Genomic DNA, 14,924 nt, shown 5'->3' on the forward strand with positions numbered 1-14,924 from the left:
AGCTCTGGGTCGGCGACATTAATCAACAATCCCCGCCGCACCGAGAACCGCACTATATTCCGACAACCCGCCTCGTACGTATGGCTCAAGCACTATGCTTCGCCACCTAATCGTACAAAGTCGAGCTTAGCTAATACCGTTCTCCTTCCACTGCTGGCACGCCGACTTCAATTCTGCCCCATTGCTCTGGGAAGCTATCAGGCCATCCGACTGAAATGGCGAATACCGCTGACCCAAAAGGCAGCAAAGTGCCAGGGGCGGGCGTTCCCGTTTTAAACGGCATCGATAAGGCGGCCGGTCGAGGGGCGACCCTTTGTCGCCATTCAGACGCGGATTTTTGCATCCTCGCTACGGAACCTCCGGTTCTGGCGGCAATCCACCGAAATACCTTGTTTCGATGCGATGGTGCAAAGGCCGGCTACCACCATTCGACGTTTGCAGGCCCCATCGATTTGAGCTGTACCATCAGATCTCTTTTAGAGCAGTATGCGAGCAAAGGTGGGGATGACCAGCCTCTCTTTAATTCCGCCTGCCCATCTTGGCAAATTCGATGATGTGGTAGATCGATTTCCTTGGATGGAAGAGGAGCGCAACTTCTCATTCCACTCCTCTACCGAGCAAAACCGATAGGTTTGCACGGGGCGTTCTAGCCTTCGTCGGCCGACCCAGGTTCCGCCATTTTACGATGCTGTTCCGCCAGGATCGCCGAAGGCGTTACATGCGCTACGGCCGCCTGTACCTTGTTCTTCCACCCGGACACGATATGGGCATCCCCCTTCATCAGCGCATTCCAGCCATCGCGCGCGACGTCGGCAGGATCGCTCTTGCTGTCGGATGATCCGACGCTGGTGTCGAGCATGTCGGCGCGATCGAAAAATTCCGTCTCGACCGGCCCTGGCATCAGGGTCGTGATGGTGACGCCTTTGCTATCCTTGATCTCGTTACGGATCGCATCGGCAAAGCTGTCCACAAATGCTTTACTGCCATTATAGACCGCCTGGAAGCTGCCCGGAATGAAGCCCGCGATCGATCCGGTGATCAACACTTTGCCTTCGTCATGCGCAACCATTGCCTTAAGGACCTTCTGCAGCAGATACAGCGTGCCGGTGATGTTCGTGTCTACCACCCGCCGCCAATCGCTCACATCCTGGTCGAGAAAAGCGTGACCCAGGCCGCGCCCGGCATTGGCGCATAGCAGATCGACCTGCCGGCCATCGGCCGCGGCGAGGAGCGTGTCCACGCCTTGCAATGTCGACAGATCGGCCTCGACCGCAATAACCTCGACGCCATGCCCCTTGAAATCCTGCGCGGCGGCATCAATCAACGGTTCGTCAGCCACGACCAACAAGTCATACCCATTTTCCGCGGCAATGGAGGCGAGTTCGAAGCCAATGCCGGTGGAGGCGCCGGTGACAATCGCGAATTTATTGGCCATATACTTCTCTCCTATTGCGCAGCGACGGGAAGACCGGGCTTCAGCACGATCTTGGTCACTTCATTCTGATTGTCGTGGAACATCTTGTAGCCCTTGGGCGCATCTTCCAGGCCCATGCGATGCGATATCAGGAAGGTCGTATCGATCTTGCCCTCCAGAATCGCATTGAGCAGAGCGGGCATATAATGTTGTACGCTCGTCTGGCCGGTCTTGAGGGTCAGCCCCTTCTCCATGAAGGCGCCCAACGGAAACTTGTCCACGAAACCGCCATAGACGGCTGGCATCGACACCCGCCCGCCCTTGCGACAGGCATGGATCGCTTGCCGGATCGAATGGGTGCGATCGGTCCCAAGGAATAGCGACGCCTTGATCTGATCGACCACATTGTCGACAAAGAAGCCATGGGCTTCAAGGCCCACCGCGTCGATCACCGCATCAGGCCCGATGCCGCCGGTCATCTCCATCAATGCTTCGTAAGTCTTCGATTCCTCGAAGTTGATCGTCTCGGCCCCGAATTTTTTGGCCAGTTCAAGGCGATGCGGAAAATGGTCGATTGCGATGACGCGGTGCGCGCCCATCAGGAAAGCGGACTGGACCGCGAACAGCCCGACCGGACCGCAGCCCCATACCGCCACCGTATCGCCCGGTTCGATGTCCGCATTCTCCGCCGCCTGCCATCCGGTGGGCAGGATGTCCGACAGGAACAGAACCTCATCATCATCCAGCCCGTCAGGCACCACGATCGGCCCCACATCGCTAAATGGTACGCGGACATATTCCGCCTGACCGCCTGCATAGCCGCCGGTCAGATGGCTGTAACCGAACAGGCCCGACATGGGCTGACCGTACATTTCCTGGCCGATGTCCTGATTGTCGGCCGGATTGCCATTGTCGCAGGCGGAATATTGATGCTTGCCGCAATGATAGCAACTGCCGCAGGCGATGGTGAAGGGCACCACGACCCGCTGCCCCTTTAACAATGTGGATTTGGGACCGGTTTCGACCACTTCGCCCATGAATTCATGGCCTAGTATGTCGCCCGCCTGCATGGTCGGGATATAACCGTCGTAAAGATGCAGGTCGGACCCGCAGATCGCCGTCGACGTGATCCTGATGATCGCATCGCGCGGGTTGAGGATTTCGGGATCTTCCACGGTATCGACGCGGACGTCATGCTTGCCGTGCCATGTCAGCGCGCGCATCAGACTTTCTCCTCGTCACGTTGCTTTTGGGTCCAAGCTGCGGTCGCAACCTCGCCCGTTTCCATCAATTGCTTGAAACGGCGCAGATCGCGTCGCGCCTGGATGGCGGGTTCGCGCTGGAAGAGCTTGGCGATCACCTTGCCCACCACGCCTGCGGGCGGATCATACGCGATGGTCGCCGTGACGATGGTGCCACGCGCGCCCGCATCGCGAAATTCGATGCGGCCGCTATTGGGGACATCGGCGCCTTCGGCAGAGGTCCAGGCGATCCATTCGCCAGCCTTCTCCTCCGTGATGGTCGCGTCCCATTCCACGGTGCGTCCAGCCGGCGCCTTCATCACCCAATGCGATGTCGTGTCCGACAATATATCGATCCGTTCGACATTATCCATGAACGAGGGCAGATTGGAAAAATCGCGCCAATAGGCGAAGAGTTCGTCGCGAGGACGGTTGATCGTGACCGAGCGCCCGATCAGATCGTCACCCTTTGATTGGGTCACGGCCGCGATTCCGTTTGCGCGTTCTTCTTTCAATTTCGATGTCGTCGGTGGGGCATCGTCTGTCGCCATCGTCATGGGCATTCTCCAGCCATTCTTATGATGTCCACGTAGAGCAGTCCGATCGTTCGGAGGCTGCGTCTCGGTATGAGCGGACAACGCCTGAATGTCGGATGGGTCCAATAGTCTGTTGGAAAATCTGTCTGATCGACATTAGTTTGGGTGGATTGGACGTGACGCTGTGGCAGGCCCGGCCCCTTCCATCAAAATTAGATCATGTGGTGCGATTTCCGGCATGAACCATCACAAATGGTTCGAACCACAAGTCCGTCAGGCGCGCCCAAGCTTCGCTTTCATCTCATCGATCTGACGCGATGCATCTGCTTTCGTCAGATCTCCGGTTGGCAGTTCCACACCCGCTTCTTCGCATAAGGTCGCTAGATGGGACGCCTGCGCGCCGGTGATGGGTTCGTTGCCCGCCACCCAATCTGCTGGATCTTTCTCAGCGTTCGAAGCCGGGTGCTCATCGAGTCTGGGATTATGGAAACGGTCGGTCATGACAGCCTCATTGTTCTTGATATGTTCCACCGATAACGGTCCATGCGGCTTGTGGTTCCTACAATAAAGGGGGGAGCCAGAATGCAACCGATCGCCCGATCAGCGCTTCATACCAAGGCCGGGCATCGCTTCCGGCCACTGCGTTGCGGAAGGATCAAGAACATGCCTGGAAACGAAAATGGTTTCGACCCTGAAAAGGGCCGATCGGACGGGTTGCCGCGACGCGGGCCTGCAGGCGATGTCCGACCCAATGGCGATGATCCCGATCCACGAACACGCGGCGGCAAGTCGCAGGAGGATGTCGAGGACCGCCCCTCTGTCGGCACCGTGAAACCGGAAGATTATCCAGAGACTGATCGGGCCGATTCCAAGCCTTGATGAAAGGATCACCATGAGCACCACATTGACAGGCACATTCGATAGACGGGACCAGGCGGACATGGCCGTGGAACGACTGGTCCAGGAAATTGGCATTGAGCGAACCGATATTTTCGTGACTGCATCCGGACCGGACAACAGCGCAGGCAATCGGATTGGAGGCGCAGATAGCGAGACGTTCGATCAGGACGAAAGGGATGATGTTCCTCTTGCTGGCGGCATCATGGTTTCGATCGATTTGCAGGATGACGCGAAGGTCGAAGTCGTTACGGCCGCTTTGGAAGAATTTGGGGCGCAACTATGATTGGTATTTTGGCGACGCGATCTAGGTTGAATGGCAGATATTTCGGGTGAAGGCGCTACTGGTCCATAGCCCCAATGCGGGAACAAAGCCCGAGCCGATCCGGTCGCTCATCGGTCAATTGGAAGAGGCCGGCTTCGCCATCCGCTACTGTGAACATGGCCGGGACGATATTCGATCCGGAATGAGTGGCATGGAAATGGCGATTGCCGCCGGCGGTGATGGAACCGTAGCTTCGGTCGCCATCGAGATGCCCGACCGGTCTGTACCGATTGCGATCCTGCCGATGGGCGGGTCCAATAATGTCGCAAGGGCGCTGGGCATTCGTCAATCGGTCGAAGCCGTCATTGGTGGTCTCTACAATGCGCGCGAAAAGAGGCTGACCGTAGGCAGCGTCACCGGGCTCTTCGGGCGGAAAGGCTTTCTGGAAGCGGTAGGTCTTGGCGCGCTCAATCAATCTATCGAACTTGTCGATGAATCGCCCGACACCCCGGAGGAGAAGCGCGAAAACGGCCGCGCAGCATTTCGGGAGACGTTGCGCACGGCCAAGCCGATCGCGTGCGTCGTTGATATCGATGGACGCCGTTTCGACGGGCCATGGCTGCTTGTAGAAATTCTCAACATCGGCGCGATCGGCCCACGGCTCCCGTTCGCGCCAAGGGCGGACACACAGGATAAGCTGCTCGACATCCTGCTCGTTGGCGAGGCCGATCGTGACGCCATGGTGGGATGGGCCGAACATTTCTCCGGCCCGCCACCGGCCCGCCTGGAAACAGGTTGCGTCGTCACGCTTCAGGCCAGCGGGCTGTGCCCCCGGATCGACGATCGCCCCATCGACATGCCTGACGACGCATGGACGGTCGAAATACGGCTGGATGACGAGCCGGTGACGATATTGGTGCCTGGCAGTATGACGGGACATGACGATGACAGTTGCTGAGCCGATGCCAACACCGGATTTACTTGCCCGCATGGAAGCTGTTGCGGTGGAACTGGCCACGATCGGCGGCCGGGAAATCCTGGCTGCGCTGGGCAGCCTAATGGCCGTGCAATATAAGGGGGATGATAACGCCATTGCCTTGATGCGCGATCCGGTAAGCGAAGTCGACAGCCGGGTCGAAGCGATCATCCGCAGCCATCTGGCAGATCATTTCCCCGAGCATGGCATCATCGGCGAAGAAATGGCTGTCCAGGCGGGACTGGGCAGCGATTTTGTCTGGGCGGTTGATCCGATCGATGGGACAAGCAACTTCATCAACGGCTTCCCGCTATTCGCGTCATCCGTGGGCGTGCTCTACCGCGGTGTTCCCGTCGTCGGCGCATTATGGTGCAGCACAAGTCATTTGCTTACGCCTGGTGTCTATCATAGCGGCGGCGCCGAGGGTTTGCGTTTTGAGGGCGAACAAGTCTCACGCATGCCCAACCCTGCCGTTCGCAAACGGCTCGCGGGTGATCCGCATGGTCAGTCTGGTATCGGGCCGTGGGATGGGCGCAAGACAGGATCGGCCGCAATCGAATGTGCGTTCGTGGCGGCAGGCCTTCTACAAGTCGCCAGGTTCGCGACACCCAACATCTGGGATGTTGCCGGGGGAATAGCCCTTGCGCACGCATCTGGCGCTTCGGTGTTTCAGAAGGAAGATGGAAATTGGTCGCCATTCGCCAGCTTTGGCGAACAAGTGGCGCAGATGGAGCAATGGCGTCGTCCATTGATCCTTGGGACGCCTGAGGATGCCGCGCGCATGACCGACATCCAGCGCGTTGACGCACAAGATCGAAGCGGCCGGATATAGCGATCCGTCAATGCGCGTCGATCATTTTTCGGGTCATGCCGCCATCGACGGTGATCTGCTGGCCCGTGATGAAGCCCGCACCTTCGGACGCCAGAAACAGGACGGTAGCCGCAATGTCGGACGGTTCGCTGACCCGGCCTACCGGATGCTGTTCCCGATCGATCGGGCGATGCTCGACCGCTTCGCGCACCTGTGCTTTGGCCCAGGGGCGGGTTTCTATCCAGCCGCGCAAAATGGCGTTGACGCGGATGTCGGGGCCAAGGCTGATCGCCAGCGCATGGGTCAGGGCGCAGAGCGCACCCTTGGCCGCAGCATAGGCCTCCGTATCGGGTTCCGACTGGATCGCGCGGATCGACGCCATGATGACGATCGCCCCTGTACGCTGGCGCAGGATCGGCACAGCGGCGCGCACCATCAGAAAAGCGCCGGTCACATGGCTGTCCTGCCACGCCTGCCATTTCTTAAGCTCCAGTTTTTCGATCGGACCGCTGACCGGATCGGCAAGACCTGCATTGGATACGAGCAGATCGATGCCCTCGACCTCTTCCGTCGCCTTATTCCAGGCTGCAATCTTATCGAACGCCTTTTCCACGTCGCGCTCGCTGGTGACGTCGGCCCGGATCGCCATAAGTTTGTTGGTCGGCATCTCGTCGGAAAGGTCGCGGACCGCTTCGGCATCCTGGTCCAACACCGCTACTTTCCAGCTCTGCGTCAACAGGGCCTGTGTAATGCCTTTGCCGATGCCCTGAGCACCGCCTGTGACGAGCGCTATCTTCATATGGCTTCCGCTTTCTCGATGGCCCGACAATGCTAGTGCTGCGGGTCAGGCTGATCGACTCAATGCCGGAGCGTTAGTTCCGCAATGCGCCAATGCTTTCGAGCAGGTCAATCACCCTTGCGAGCTGATCAGCCTCATCGGTCTGCGCCTTCAAAAGCCAGCGGCCGTCTTTTTCGAACAGCCCTGCACATTTGCTCATGTCGCGACCCGTTTCGCGCGGCGTCAGCGCCATCGCGGCCGGGCCTGCATCGACGCGTGCAATCCCGGCCGCCCGCGCGAGAATAGCAATCCTATTGGCATCGATCAGACGTTCGGCAGCGGGAGGCAGCGGACCGAACCTATCCGCCAGTTCCTCCTCCAAAGCGCTGAGCCCAGTCTCATCAACAAGCCGCCAAAGCCTGACATAGAGGCCCAGGCGGATGTCGGCGTCGGGTATCCAGTCCGATGGCAAGCCGCCCGCGCTGCCCAGATTGAGTTCAGGCGTCCACAGTCCGGCGTCCTCCCCCCGCGCCTCTTTCAACGCTGCTTCGAACAGATGTTGATAGAGGTCGATGCCGATCAGCTTCATATGACCGGCCTGCGTATCGGCCAGCGGATCGCCAGCGCCCCGTTGATCAAGATCGGCGGCGCTGATCGCGAAGCCCGCACCCAGCCGGTCGTAGGTCGCCAGCGTGCGCAGCCGCTTCATGGTGCGTTCGGCAATCTCTCCCGCTTCGGTCAGCAGAATGACCTGACCCCGGCGATTGCCGCGGCCCACCCGCCCGCGCAACTGATGAAGCTGAGCGAGGCCAAAGCGGTCGGCGCGCCAGACGATCATCGTGTTGGCGCGCGGCACGTCCAGTCCTGCCTCGATGATATTGGTCGCGAGCAGAACATCGCCTTCGCCACCGCCAAAGCGGACCATGGCGTCGTCGATGGCGACCACCGGCATCTTGCCATGCGCTTCGATCAGCGCGAGGTCCGGTACGATCCGCGCCAGCCGTTCGGCCAGCGGCGCGAGATCCTCGATACGGGGCACGACGACAAAGCTTTGTCCGCCGCGCGACCGCTCACGCAAAAGCGCCGTCCTGATCATCGCATCGTCGGGGCTGGCAAGGCTCGTCCGGATCGGCTGGCGACGGGCGGGCGGCGTTGCGATCACCGACAGCTGTTGCAGCCCGATCATCGCGCGGTGCAACGTCCTGGGGATCGGTGTCGCGCTCATCGCCAGCAGGTGAAGGTCGGTACGTCCCCGCAGCCTTGCCTTATCGGCCGCGCCGAAGCGCTGTTCTTCGTCGATGATGACAAGCCCCAATTGGGCATAGCGTACATCCTTCGCCATCACCGCAGCCGTGCCGATGACGATGCCGATTGACCCGTCGGCCAGCCCGGCCTTCGCCGCTTTCTTCTCCGCCGCACTCGAAAGGCGCGACAGGCCAGCGACGACCACGCCCGTATCGGCAAAGCGGCGCTGGAACATCTCGATATGTTGCCTAACGAGAACCGTCGTGGGCGCGGCCAAAATGACTTGATAGCCTGCAAGGGCGGCAAGCGCGGCGGCACGCAGGGCGACCTCCGTCTTGCCATAGCCCACATCGCCGATCACCAGGCGATCCATCGGCCGTCCGCTGGCCAGGTCGTCCCTTACCGCCTGGATCGCCCGCGCCTGATCCGCCGTTTCGTTGAAAGGGAAGCTGGCGACAAATCGTTCATAAGCCGCGCTATCGGGTTCGATGATCGCGGCTTTGACATCGGCCCTCCCCTGCGCCAATCGAAGGAGGTCGCGGGCGCTCTGCGCCACCGCCTCGTCAATCGCCCCGCGCCGCTTTTCCCAGGTCGATCCGTCCAGCTTGTCAAGCCGCACCGCATCGCCATCGGCGCCATAACGCCATAACAGGCCCGCCTCCTGGCAGGGAACGAGCCGCCGGGCATCATTGGCATATTCAAGCGCGATCAGTTCTGCGTCGCCATCGCCGGGAGCCGACACAAGGCCCAGCACGCGCGCGGCGCCATGATCCTCATGCACGACGAGATCGCCTGCACGAATGTCGCCGCCCGCCTGGGCAAGCCCGGCGGCAACGCTGCCCTGCGTCGCGCCAATCAACGCCCGGCTACCTAGAAGATCGGCGGCCGCAATCATCACGAGCTTCTTGCCAACAGCCCCCCGATCGATCGGCGCAATCAGCGCAGCTATCGCGCCCGGCGCAAGCGTATCGACGGCCGCAATCGCGTCGATGGCCTCGACCTTAGCCTTGAACGTCTTGGCGATCTTGGGCCGGAGGAAACGGACATCCCTCTCCCTGCCAACCAGGAGCGCGCGCTTCCCCTCCTGCACATGCGGTGCCGCAAAGCGCTTCAGTGCCGATAGGGGTGAGCGCTGCTCCGCAAAGCGGGGAATGGGCGATATGGCGAAATCCGCCGGATCGCCTGAACGCCAGGCTGCAAGATCCTTCGCCCATAGTGACTGGGATGCGGCATCGATCGCCGAACCCGAATTGCCGGCGGCGTCAGTGGCCAGGCGAATGAAACGCGCGCGACGCTGCTCGGCCTTTGCCGAAACATAAAGCCGCCCCGGCCGCAGATGGGCGAGGATGGTAACTTTCCGCTCAGGCTCCGGTTCGGCAGCCCGGCCGATCTCCAGCAACTTGCACGGCGCCTGCGTGCGCTGCGTGATCGGATCATAGCGGCGGATACCGATGACGCGCCCATCGGCGACATCGATCCGGGCCGGCAGCCCGGCATCGGCCGGAAAAATGTCGATGACCTCCCCGCGGACCGCCACCTCGCCTGGTTCATCGACACGATCGTCGGCGACATAACCAAGCCTCTCCATGTCAGCGGAGAAATTGGTCGGATCGATCGGTTCGCCAACGCGCAGGCTGGGCGGCGCGGCGTCGAAGGCGGCGGGATCTGCATAAAGCCGCGCAGCCCCTTCACCGCTCGTGATAGTGGCAAGAGGACGGCGCTTGGATCCCGCCGCCAGCCGTCGAAGGTGCCGCAGGGCAGCGACCCGTTTCCCGATGTTCGAGGGCGACGCAGGCGCGCTGTCGCCGGGCAAGATGTCGCTCGACGGCAGGAAGACGACATGATGCTCAGGCGCAAGGAACGTGAGCGCGCTGGCCACCGCTTCGGCGTCCTGCTCGTCATCGGCCAGATAGAGCAGATCGCCAGCGCCCAGGGCGTCAAGCAGCATGAGTGCGGTCTCACCAATCCCTTGGGAAACGCTCATTTGCCCACCAGGACGCGAAAATCGACCTGGTCAGGCCTGACAGTAAAACAGCTCAAAAGCCTTCTTCGCCCTGATGATCGCCATGGCCTGTCGCGCGCAATTCCGCCCGGTCGCGATCTGCGCGCGCACGCGCGGTCGCGATCATCGTCCGTTCTTTCTTGGATGGGGGATCGTTGGATGTCGGCGCGGCCTGCTCATAGAGGCCGCCCGTCGCTGCTGGCCGTTGATCCGCTTCCGGTTCCTGGCCCTTTCTCTTTTCTTCCACCGTGGCTCTCCTACAGGTGGGCAGCTAACGGCGTGACGATGTCTTGGGTTCCACCAACGGCAAAAAGTCCGGTTCAAAATGAAAAACCGGAAGACGCGCGCTAAGGCGGCCGCTTAAGGATCAGATTGGCCGGTCGCTGATCGGTTGCCTAGTTTGTCACCTTCATCGATCATCTCACGAACCTTGCTGACGATGGCCTCGATTCCGAAGGGTTTGGTGATCACGTGCATATCATGCTCCAGCAATCCGTTGCCGATGATGGCATTCTCCGCATAACCAGTGATGAACAAAATCTTGAGTTTGGGACGTCCAACTCGGCCGGCGTCTGCGACCTGACGGCCATTCATTCCGCCGGGCAAGCCCACATCCGTGATGAGAAGGTCGATGCGCAGATCAGACTGAAGCACCTTTAGGCCGCTGGGACCATCCGCAGCTTCAATGACGTGATATCCCCCGTCGGCAAGGACATCGACGATGAGCGAGCGAACGGAAGCCTCGTCATCGATGACCAGCACGGTCTCCCCGTGCCCCCCAGCATCAAGCTGCGTCGGCCGCAACTCCTGTTCGATCTCAGTTACCGGTCCCATATGCCTTGGAATGTAGAGGCACATGGTCGTGCCTCCGCCGACCTCCGAATAAATCCGTACCTGCCCGCCCGATTGCCGCACAAAGCCATAGATCATCGAGAGGCCAAGGCCCGTGCCTTCGCCCAGCGGCTTGGTCGTGAAGAACGGATCAAAAGCGCGGGCGATCACGTCGGGCGTCATGCCCGTTCCGGTGTCACTCACGCATAGCGACACATATTGACCAGGGGGTAGCTCGCGTTCGCGCGCCATGCGGTTGTCTAGCCACTTATTGGCTGTTTCGATTGTCAAGCGTCCGCCATCCGGCATCGCGTCTCGCGCATTGATGCAAAGGTTCAAAAGCGCATTTTCAAGCTGGTAGCGATCGACCAACGTCATCCACAACCCGCCCGATCCAACCACTTCGATCTCTATGGAGGGCCCGACGGTACGGCGTATGAGGTCTTCCAAGCCAGAAACTAGCCGGTTTATATTGACGGCTGTGGGATCCAATGTCTGTCGCCGGGAAAAGGCAAGCAGTCGCTGCGTCAACGCGGCAGCCCGCTTTGCCGCGCCCTGCGCGGTTTCGAGATGGCGACCGATAGCCTCCATACGACCCTGGGAAATACGCAGTTCCAGCAATTCCAGGTTGCCGAGAACCCCGGCCAGCAGATTGTTGAAATCATGCGCGATGCCACCGGTTAACTGCCCCACCGCCTCCATCTTCTGGCTTTGGCGCAAAGCCTCCTCTGTGGCGATAAGGGCATCGGCCGCTTCGGTCTCCGCGGTGATATCGCGGCCGAACAGATAGAGCATCCCGGCCTCTGGAACGGTGGTCCAGGCGAAGCGTCGGTGGCTGCCATCCTTTGCGCGAAAGACGCTTTGTGACTCGACGACAGCAGCGTTGGATTCGGAGAGTTTCGCCAACCGCTGCTGCGCGGCTTCTTGCTCCTGCGCTACAAACTCCAAAATATTGCGGCCGACCGTATCGGCTTCGCTCCACCCCAGCGTCTTCGTCCAGGATGGATTGACGGCATTGATAATGCCTTGGGTCGTCGCCACCACCTTGACGATCGGAGAGAGCGCCCAAATCCGCTCCCGGTCGCGGGCGAGTTGGCGCTCTCGGGTTATATCGCGCGCCACGGCGTGGATGCGGCCCGCGTCTGGCACAGCGTTCCAGTCGAGCAATCGATAGCTGCCGTCCTGGCAGCGATAGCGGTTCTCGAACAAAAGGGTCGTAACGCCCTGAGCCAGCTTTTCAACTTCCTTGGCTGTGGCAGATAAATCGTCGGGATGGACGAAATCGGCCAGGACCTGTCCAACCATCTCATCCTCTCGCCACCCCAGAAGGCGGGTCGCAGATGGGTTCACCAAGCGAATGACGCCATCAAAGTCGCAAACCAGCATCAGGTCCTGACTAAGCGACCACAGCCGATCGCGGTCCCGTCGCTGGGCAGACACGGCATCGATGGTGGCAAGCGCCCCCGCAATCTGCGCGGCAATAAGGTTGGCGAAATCACGAGTTGCTTCGTCGAGCAGGCGGTAGGGATTCAATCCCAGAACAAGTGCACCGACGGCTTGCGCTTCGCCAGGCTGCTCGATAGCTACGATCAACGCATCGCGCGGCGGTATCTCCCACGGTCCGGTCGGCAACTTCGAAAAAGCGCCACCCAGCGCTTCCACGGCCTGTTTTTCGCCTCTTTGAATCGCAGCAACTGGCCAATCCGCAGCGTCTCCAGTGCCGGGATCAAGGCTTTCAGGCAAGTCGAACAGCTGTAGGTTCGCGAACGGAAAGTCCCGGCTCTCGCTGCCAAAATGGCCTCGCACTGCTTCGATCACGTCAGACCGACTTTTCGATCGGAGCAACGCGGCGGCCAGATCATTCAATTGCTTGATGCGCCGTTCACTGATGACCCTGTCCGTCTCCTCGCGAACGACGCACATCAGGCCTTCGACAGCACCCCCGCGACCCATCAGAGGACTGTAAGAGAATGTGTGATACGTCTCTTCGGGATAGCCGTTACGCTCAAGGAGCAGAAGCAACTGTTCGTCCCAGGTCGCAACGCCATCTCGCATGACCGAGACGATGCGATCCTTGACGTCCTCAAAGACCTCCTTCCATACCTGCGACATGGGCCGACCCAGCGCTGTGGGATGTTTGAAGCCCAAAGTAGGAATATAGGCGTCATTGTAGAAGAAGTTGAGGTCTTCTCCCCAACCAAGCCACATCTCAAACCGAGACAGGAGCATGAGCCGTAGCGACGCCTTGAGTTCTTCGGGCCATCGATCAGGCGGACCTAAGTTCGATGCCTTCCAATCATGCGCTCGCATGATTGCACTCATCTGGGAATCGCCAGGGAACACGTCAGGCCAGTCGTTTGTCACATCCCCCCCTTACAACCGCTTGGTCAGCATTACGGCGAAGCCGTAATGTTTTTAATCGTCCTCGGTTCCGTCGCGGCGTTCGCGCTGTGACACAGGGCGGTAAGGCCAGGCTTGCCCCAAGCAGCGATCTTTCTCCAGATCATCGGCGAAAATTTAATCTAAAATTCTTGCGTGTCACGTTTCAACCAATCAAGGGAACACTGACTAACTCGGCTCGTTATAAATGCAGTGTCAAATAGGAGAGACTGATGAGCATCGAAGGAAAAGCAAAAGAAGCAGCCGGCTACGTCAAGGAAGAGGCGTTCGAGCACGGCAAGTCCGCCGAAAGCCAGAAGAAAGCACAAGAAGGGCGCGATCTGCGCAATGAAGGACGCGTGGAAGATGGCAAGGCGCCAAAGACTTCTGAGCCAGGCACCGACGCAAAGTAATATTTGATTTCTGCCGAACGATACGCCGCCTTTCACAGGGCGGCGTTTTCGTTTTCCCTTACTTCAGCGGAGTGTAACGGCAGGCAAATTTCGGTGGTCGCGCCGTTTCGGTGGCTACCAAAGTGGATGTGAAGTTTTTCGCCAATGACCTCATGGAGAGCAATCGCCTTCTCAGCCTCGTATAGATCGTCGCGATGGCCTTCCTTCCACGCAGGGAGGGTAGCCATCGCGCGTGCCTTGGCCTGGGTCAGATTCTCAGTGACAACGAACATGTTGCGATGCTGTTCGGCGAAGTCAGCCGGATCGTAACCACCCAGATCTACGAAAAACAGTCGTTCGCGCCCCTTATATGGCTCCGGCTGCAGCTGAACGTCATAACCGTCCGCATGGTCGATCTCTGCCAGCAGTCGATATGTAGCGTGCCGGGCGCGCCTCACCACTGACGGCGAAGCGCATCATGCGTCGCTTTAAGGGAGGGCGCCACGATGAAGCGGACATCATGAACTTCTATGTGAGCCGCAGGATGCTCACCTCCAATGTAGACCGCAAACAGCTTCATGCCGCGTCAGCCTGCATGGATACTGCGATCATGCGCGCGCGGTCCTGACCCACAATGCCGCCCATCTCATGCGAACTGGTGATCCCTTGTACAAATGGATGACGTCCCAGGATGAAGGGAAGGCTCAGACAATATAATCGGCGCGCACGCGGATCGGGCGATGCCGGGTGGAAAGCCTCATGCACCGAGATACCTTTGGTCGCGCCTTCGTCTGCATCTTGTGCGTCCATAACGATGCCTTGTTCAAGAAGCGTAGGGAATGGGAAATCGTCGGCTTCGAGCGGGCGTTGGCCCGTTGCATCGATGAACTCATTATAGTGGCGCCGCTTGCCGTTGATGACGACATTGACGCCGGGTTCTGCGCCGTGCGTTTCGACGCGATAATCCTTTCCAAGGGCGATCACATCAAGGTGGCCGGCTCGATGAAGAGCGAGGAGCCGCTGGATGAAGAGATGGGGAACGCTCGCATATTCGTCGACGAAGGCAGGCTTTAAATGCTTGCCGAACGATTCCAGCGCGCCTTCGTCAAGATGCGGGATAATCAGTGCCAGCACCTCGTGCATCCGCAGGATCGCGT

Annotated in this window: 16 protein-coding genes; 5 read left to right on the forward strand and 11 right to left on the reverse strand. The window is 59.8% G+C overall.

The window, feature by feature from the left end; translation table 11 throughout:
- Positions 1–646 precede the first annotated feature (646 nt).
- The 4 genes from KRZ98_RS06935 to KRZ98_RS06950 all read right to left on the reverse strand — a co-directional run bounded on the left by KRZ98_RS06935 (position 647) and on the right by KRZ98_RS06950 (position 3,692).
- Positions 647–1,435, reverse strand: a complete 789-nt coding sequence (locus KRZ98_RS06935) for an SDR family oxidoreductase (protein ID WP_217672937.1) — start codon at positions 1,433–1,435, stop codon at positions 647–649.
- An 11-nt stretch (positions 1,436–1,446) separates the two neighbouring features.
- Positions 1,447–2,637: a zinc-dependent alcohol dehydrogenase gene (locus KRZ98_RS06940; protein ID WP_188062281.1), complete on the reverse strand. Its 1,191-nt coding sequence runs from the start codon at positions 2,635–2,637 to the stop codon at positions 1,447–1,449.
- On the reverse strand, positions 2,637–3,212 hold the full coding sequence (locus tag KRZ98_RS06945; RefSeq protein WP_217672938.1) for an SRPBCC family protein: 576 nt from the start codon (positions 3,210–3,212) through the stop codon (positions 2,637–2,639). Before KRZ98_RS06945 ends, KRZ98_RS06940 begins: the two co-directional genes overlap by 1 nt.
- A 252-nt stretch (positions 3,213–3,464) precedes the next feature.
- On the reverse strand, positions 3,465–3,692 hold the full coding sequence (locus tag KRZ98_RS06950; protein WP_217672939.1) for a DUF3072 domain-containing protein: 228 nt from the start codon (positions 3,690–3,692) through the stop codon (positions 3,465–3,467).
- 162 nt (positions 3,693–3,854) lie between these two features.
- Here KRZ98_RS06950 and KRZ98_RS06955 point away from each other — a divergent pair, with 162 nt between their 5' ends.
- Genes KRZ98_RS06955 through KRZ98_RS06970 form a run of 4 tightly spaced genes read left to right on the forward strand, consistent with a single transcriptional unit; the run spans position 3,855 to position 6,161 of the window.
- Positions 3,855–4,070, forward strand: a complete 216-nt coding sequence (locus tag KRZ98_RS06955) for a hypothetical protein (protein ID WP_188062278.1) — start codon at positions 3,855–3,857, stop codon at positions 4,068–4,070.
- A 13-nt stretch (positions 4,071–4,083) separates the two neighbouring features.
- On the forward strand, positions 4,084–4,374 hold the full coding sequence (locus KRZ98_RS06960; RefSeq protein ID WP_188062277.1) for a hypothetical protein: 291 nt from the start codon (positions 4,084–4,086) through the stop codon (positions 4,372–4,374).
- Between the two features lie 46 nt (positions 4,375–4,420).
- Positions 4,421–5,311 (forward strand): diacylglycerol kinase family protein, encoded by an 891-nt coding sequence (locus tag KRZ98_RS06965; protein WP_188062276.1) that lies wholly within the window; start codon positions 4,421–4,423, stop codon positions 5,309–5,311.
- Positions 5,292–6,161, forward strand: a complete 870-nt coding sequence (locus tag KRZ98_RS06970; RefSeq protein WP_188062275.1) for an inositol monophosphatase — start codon at positions 5,292–5,294, stop codon at positions 6,159–6,161. Before KRZ98_RS06965 ends, KRZ98_RS06970 begins: the two co-directional genes overlap by 20 nt.
- 7 nt (positions 6,162–6,168) lie before the next feature.
- Here the strand turns inward: KRZ98_RS06970 and KRZ98_RS06975 are convergent, their stop codons facing one another.
- The 4 genes from KRZ98_RS06975 to KRZ98_RS06990 form a co-directional block, all read right to left on the reverse strand.
- On the reverse strand, positions 6,169–6,939 hold the full coding sequence (locus tag KRZ98_RS06975; protein ID WP_217672940.1) for an SDR family oxidoreductase: 771 nt from the start codon (positions 6,937–6,939) through the stop codon (positions 6,169–6,171).
- Between the two features lie 73 nt (positions 6,940–7,012).
- Positions 7,013–10,147 carry a DEAD/DEAH box helicase gene (locus KRZ98_RS06980; RefSeq protein WP_254798161.1) on the reverse strand — a complete coding sequence of 1,045 codons (3,135 nt, stop codon included), beginning with the start codon at positions 10,145–10,147 and terminating at the stop codon, positions 7,013–7,015.
- Between the two features lie 52 nt (positions 10,148–10,199).
- A complete protein-coding gene (locus KRZ98_RS06985) occupies positions 10,200–10,412 on the reverse strand; it encodes a hypothetical protein (RefSeq protein ID WP_188062272.1) in 213 nt (70 codons plus the stop codon).
- Between the two features lie 113 nt (positions 10,413–10,525).
- Positions 10,526–13,318, reverse strand: a complete 2,793-nt coding sequence (locus KRZ98_RS06990) for a PAS domain S-box protein (protein WP_368389793.1) — start codon at positions 13,316–13,318, stop codon at positions 10,526–10,528.
- A 290-nt stretch (positions 13,319–13,608) separates the two neighbouring features.
- On the opposite strand from KRZ98_RS06990, the gene KRZ98_RS06995 reads away from it, so the two are divergent.
- A complete protein-coding gene (locus KRZ98_RS06995) occupies positions 13,609–13,788 on the forward strand; it encodes a hypothetical protein (RefSeq protein WP_217672941.1) in 180 nt (59 codons plus the stop codon).
- A gap of 32 nt (positions 13,789–13,820) precedes the next feature.
- Here the strand turns inward: KRZ98_RS06995 and KRZ98_RS07000 are convergent, their stop codons facing one another.
- The 3 genes from KRZ98_RS07000 to KRZ98_RS23980 are packed head-to-tail and all read right to left on the reverse strand — an operon-like array spanning position 13,821 to position 14,910.
- The gene (locus KRZ98_RS07000) at positions 13,821–14,225 is read right to left on the reverse strand and encodes a hypothetical protein (protein WP_254798162.1); all 405 of its coding nucleotides are present in this window, start codon (positions 14,223–14,225) and stop codon (positions 13,821–13,823) included.
- Positions 14,222–14,347 carry a DUF1543 domain-containing protein gene (locus KRZ98_RS24530; RefSeq protein ID WP_368389794.1) on the reverse strand — a complete coding sequence of 42 codons (126 nt, stop codon included), beginning with the start codon at positions 14,345–14,347 and terminating at the stop codon, positions 14,222–14,224. Before KRZ98_RS24530 ends, KRZ98_RS07000 begins: the two co-directional genes overlap by 4 nt.
- Complete coding sequence (locus KRZ98_RS23980) at positions 14,344–14,910, reverse strand: hypothetical protein (RefSeq protein ID WP_254798163.1); 567 nt, start codon at positions 14,908–14,910, stop codon at positions 14,344–14,346. The genes KRZ98_RS24530 and KRZ98_RS23980 overlap by 4 nt, the downstream gene beginning before the upstream one ends.
- Positions 14,911–14,924 lie beyond the last annotated feature (14 nt).

Source organism: Sphingobium sp. AS12, assembly GCF_019097845.1.
Classification (GTDB): domain Bacteria; phylum Pseudomonadota; class Alphaproteobacteria; order Sphingomonadales; family Sphingomonadaceae; genus Sphingobium.

What these genes read in the sequence shown, in the direction of transcription:
- KRZ98_RS06935 (WP_217672937.1), bottom strand. Translation starts at nt 1,435, where the DNA reads ATGGCCAATAAATTCGCGATTGTCACCGGCGCCTCCACCGGCATTGGC.
- KRZ98_RS06940 (WP_188062281.1), bottom strand. Translation starts at nt 2,637, where the DNA reads ATGCGCGCGCTGACATGGCACGGCAAGCATGACGTCCGCGTCGATACC.
- KRZ98_RS06945 (WP_217672938.1), bottom strand. Translation starts at nt 3,212, where the DNA reads ATGACGATGGCGACAGACGATGCCCCACCGACGACATCGAAATTGAAA.
- KRZ98_RS06950 (WP_217672939.1), bottom strand. Translation starts at nt 3,692, where the DNA reads ATGACCGACCGTTTCCATAATCCCAGACTCGATGAGCACCCGGCTTCG.
- KRZ98_RS06955 (WP_188062278.1), top strand. Translation starts at nt 3,855, where the DNA reads ATGCCTGGAAACGAAAATGGTTTCGACCCTGAAAAGGGCCGATCGGAC.
- KRZ98_RS06960 (WP_188062277.1), top strand. Translation starts at nt 4,084, where the DNA reads ATGAGCACCACATTGACAGGCACATTCGATAGACGGGACCAGGCGGAC.
- KRZ98_RS06970 (WP_188062275.1), top strand. Translation starts at nt 5,292, where the DNA reads ATGACGATGACAGTTGCTGAGCCGATGCCAACACCGGATTTACTTGCC.
- KRZ98_RS06975 (WP_217672940.1), bottom strand. Translation starts at nt 6,939, where the DNA reads ATGAAGATAGCGCTCGTCACAGGCGGTGCTCAGGGCATCGGCAAAGGC.
- KRZ98_RS06980 (WP_254798161.1), bottom strand. Translation starts at nt 10,147, where the DNA reads ATGAGCGTTTCCCAAGGGATTGGTGAGACCGCACTCATGCTGCTTGAC.
- KRZ98_RS06990 (WP_368389793.1), bottom strand. Translation starts at nt 13,318, where the DNA reads ATGAGTGCAATCATGCGAGCGCATGATTGGAAGGCATCGAACTTAGGT.
- KRZ98_RS06995 (WP_217672941.1), top strand. Translation starts at nt 13,609, where the DNA reads ATGAGCATCGAAGGAAAAGCAAAAGAAGCAGCCGGCTACGTCAAGGAA.
- KRZ98_RS24530 (WP_368389794.1), bottom strand. Translation starts at nt 14,347, where the DNA reads ATGAAGCTGTTTGCGGTCTACATTGGAGGTGAGCATCCTGCGGCTCAC.
- KRZ98_RS23980 (WP_254798163.1), bottom strand. Translation starts at nt 14,910, where the DNA reads ATGCACGAGGTGCTGGCACTGATTATCCCGCATCTTGACGAAGGCGCG.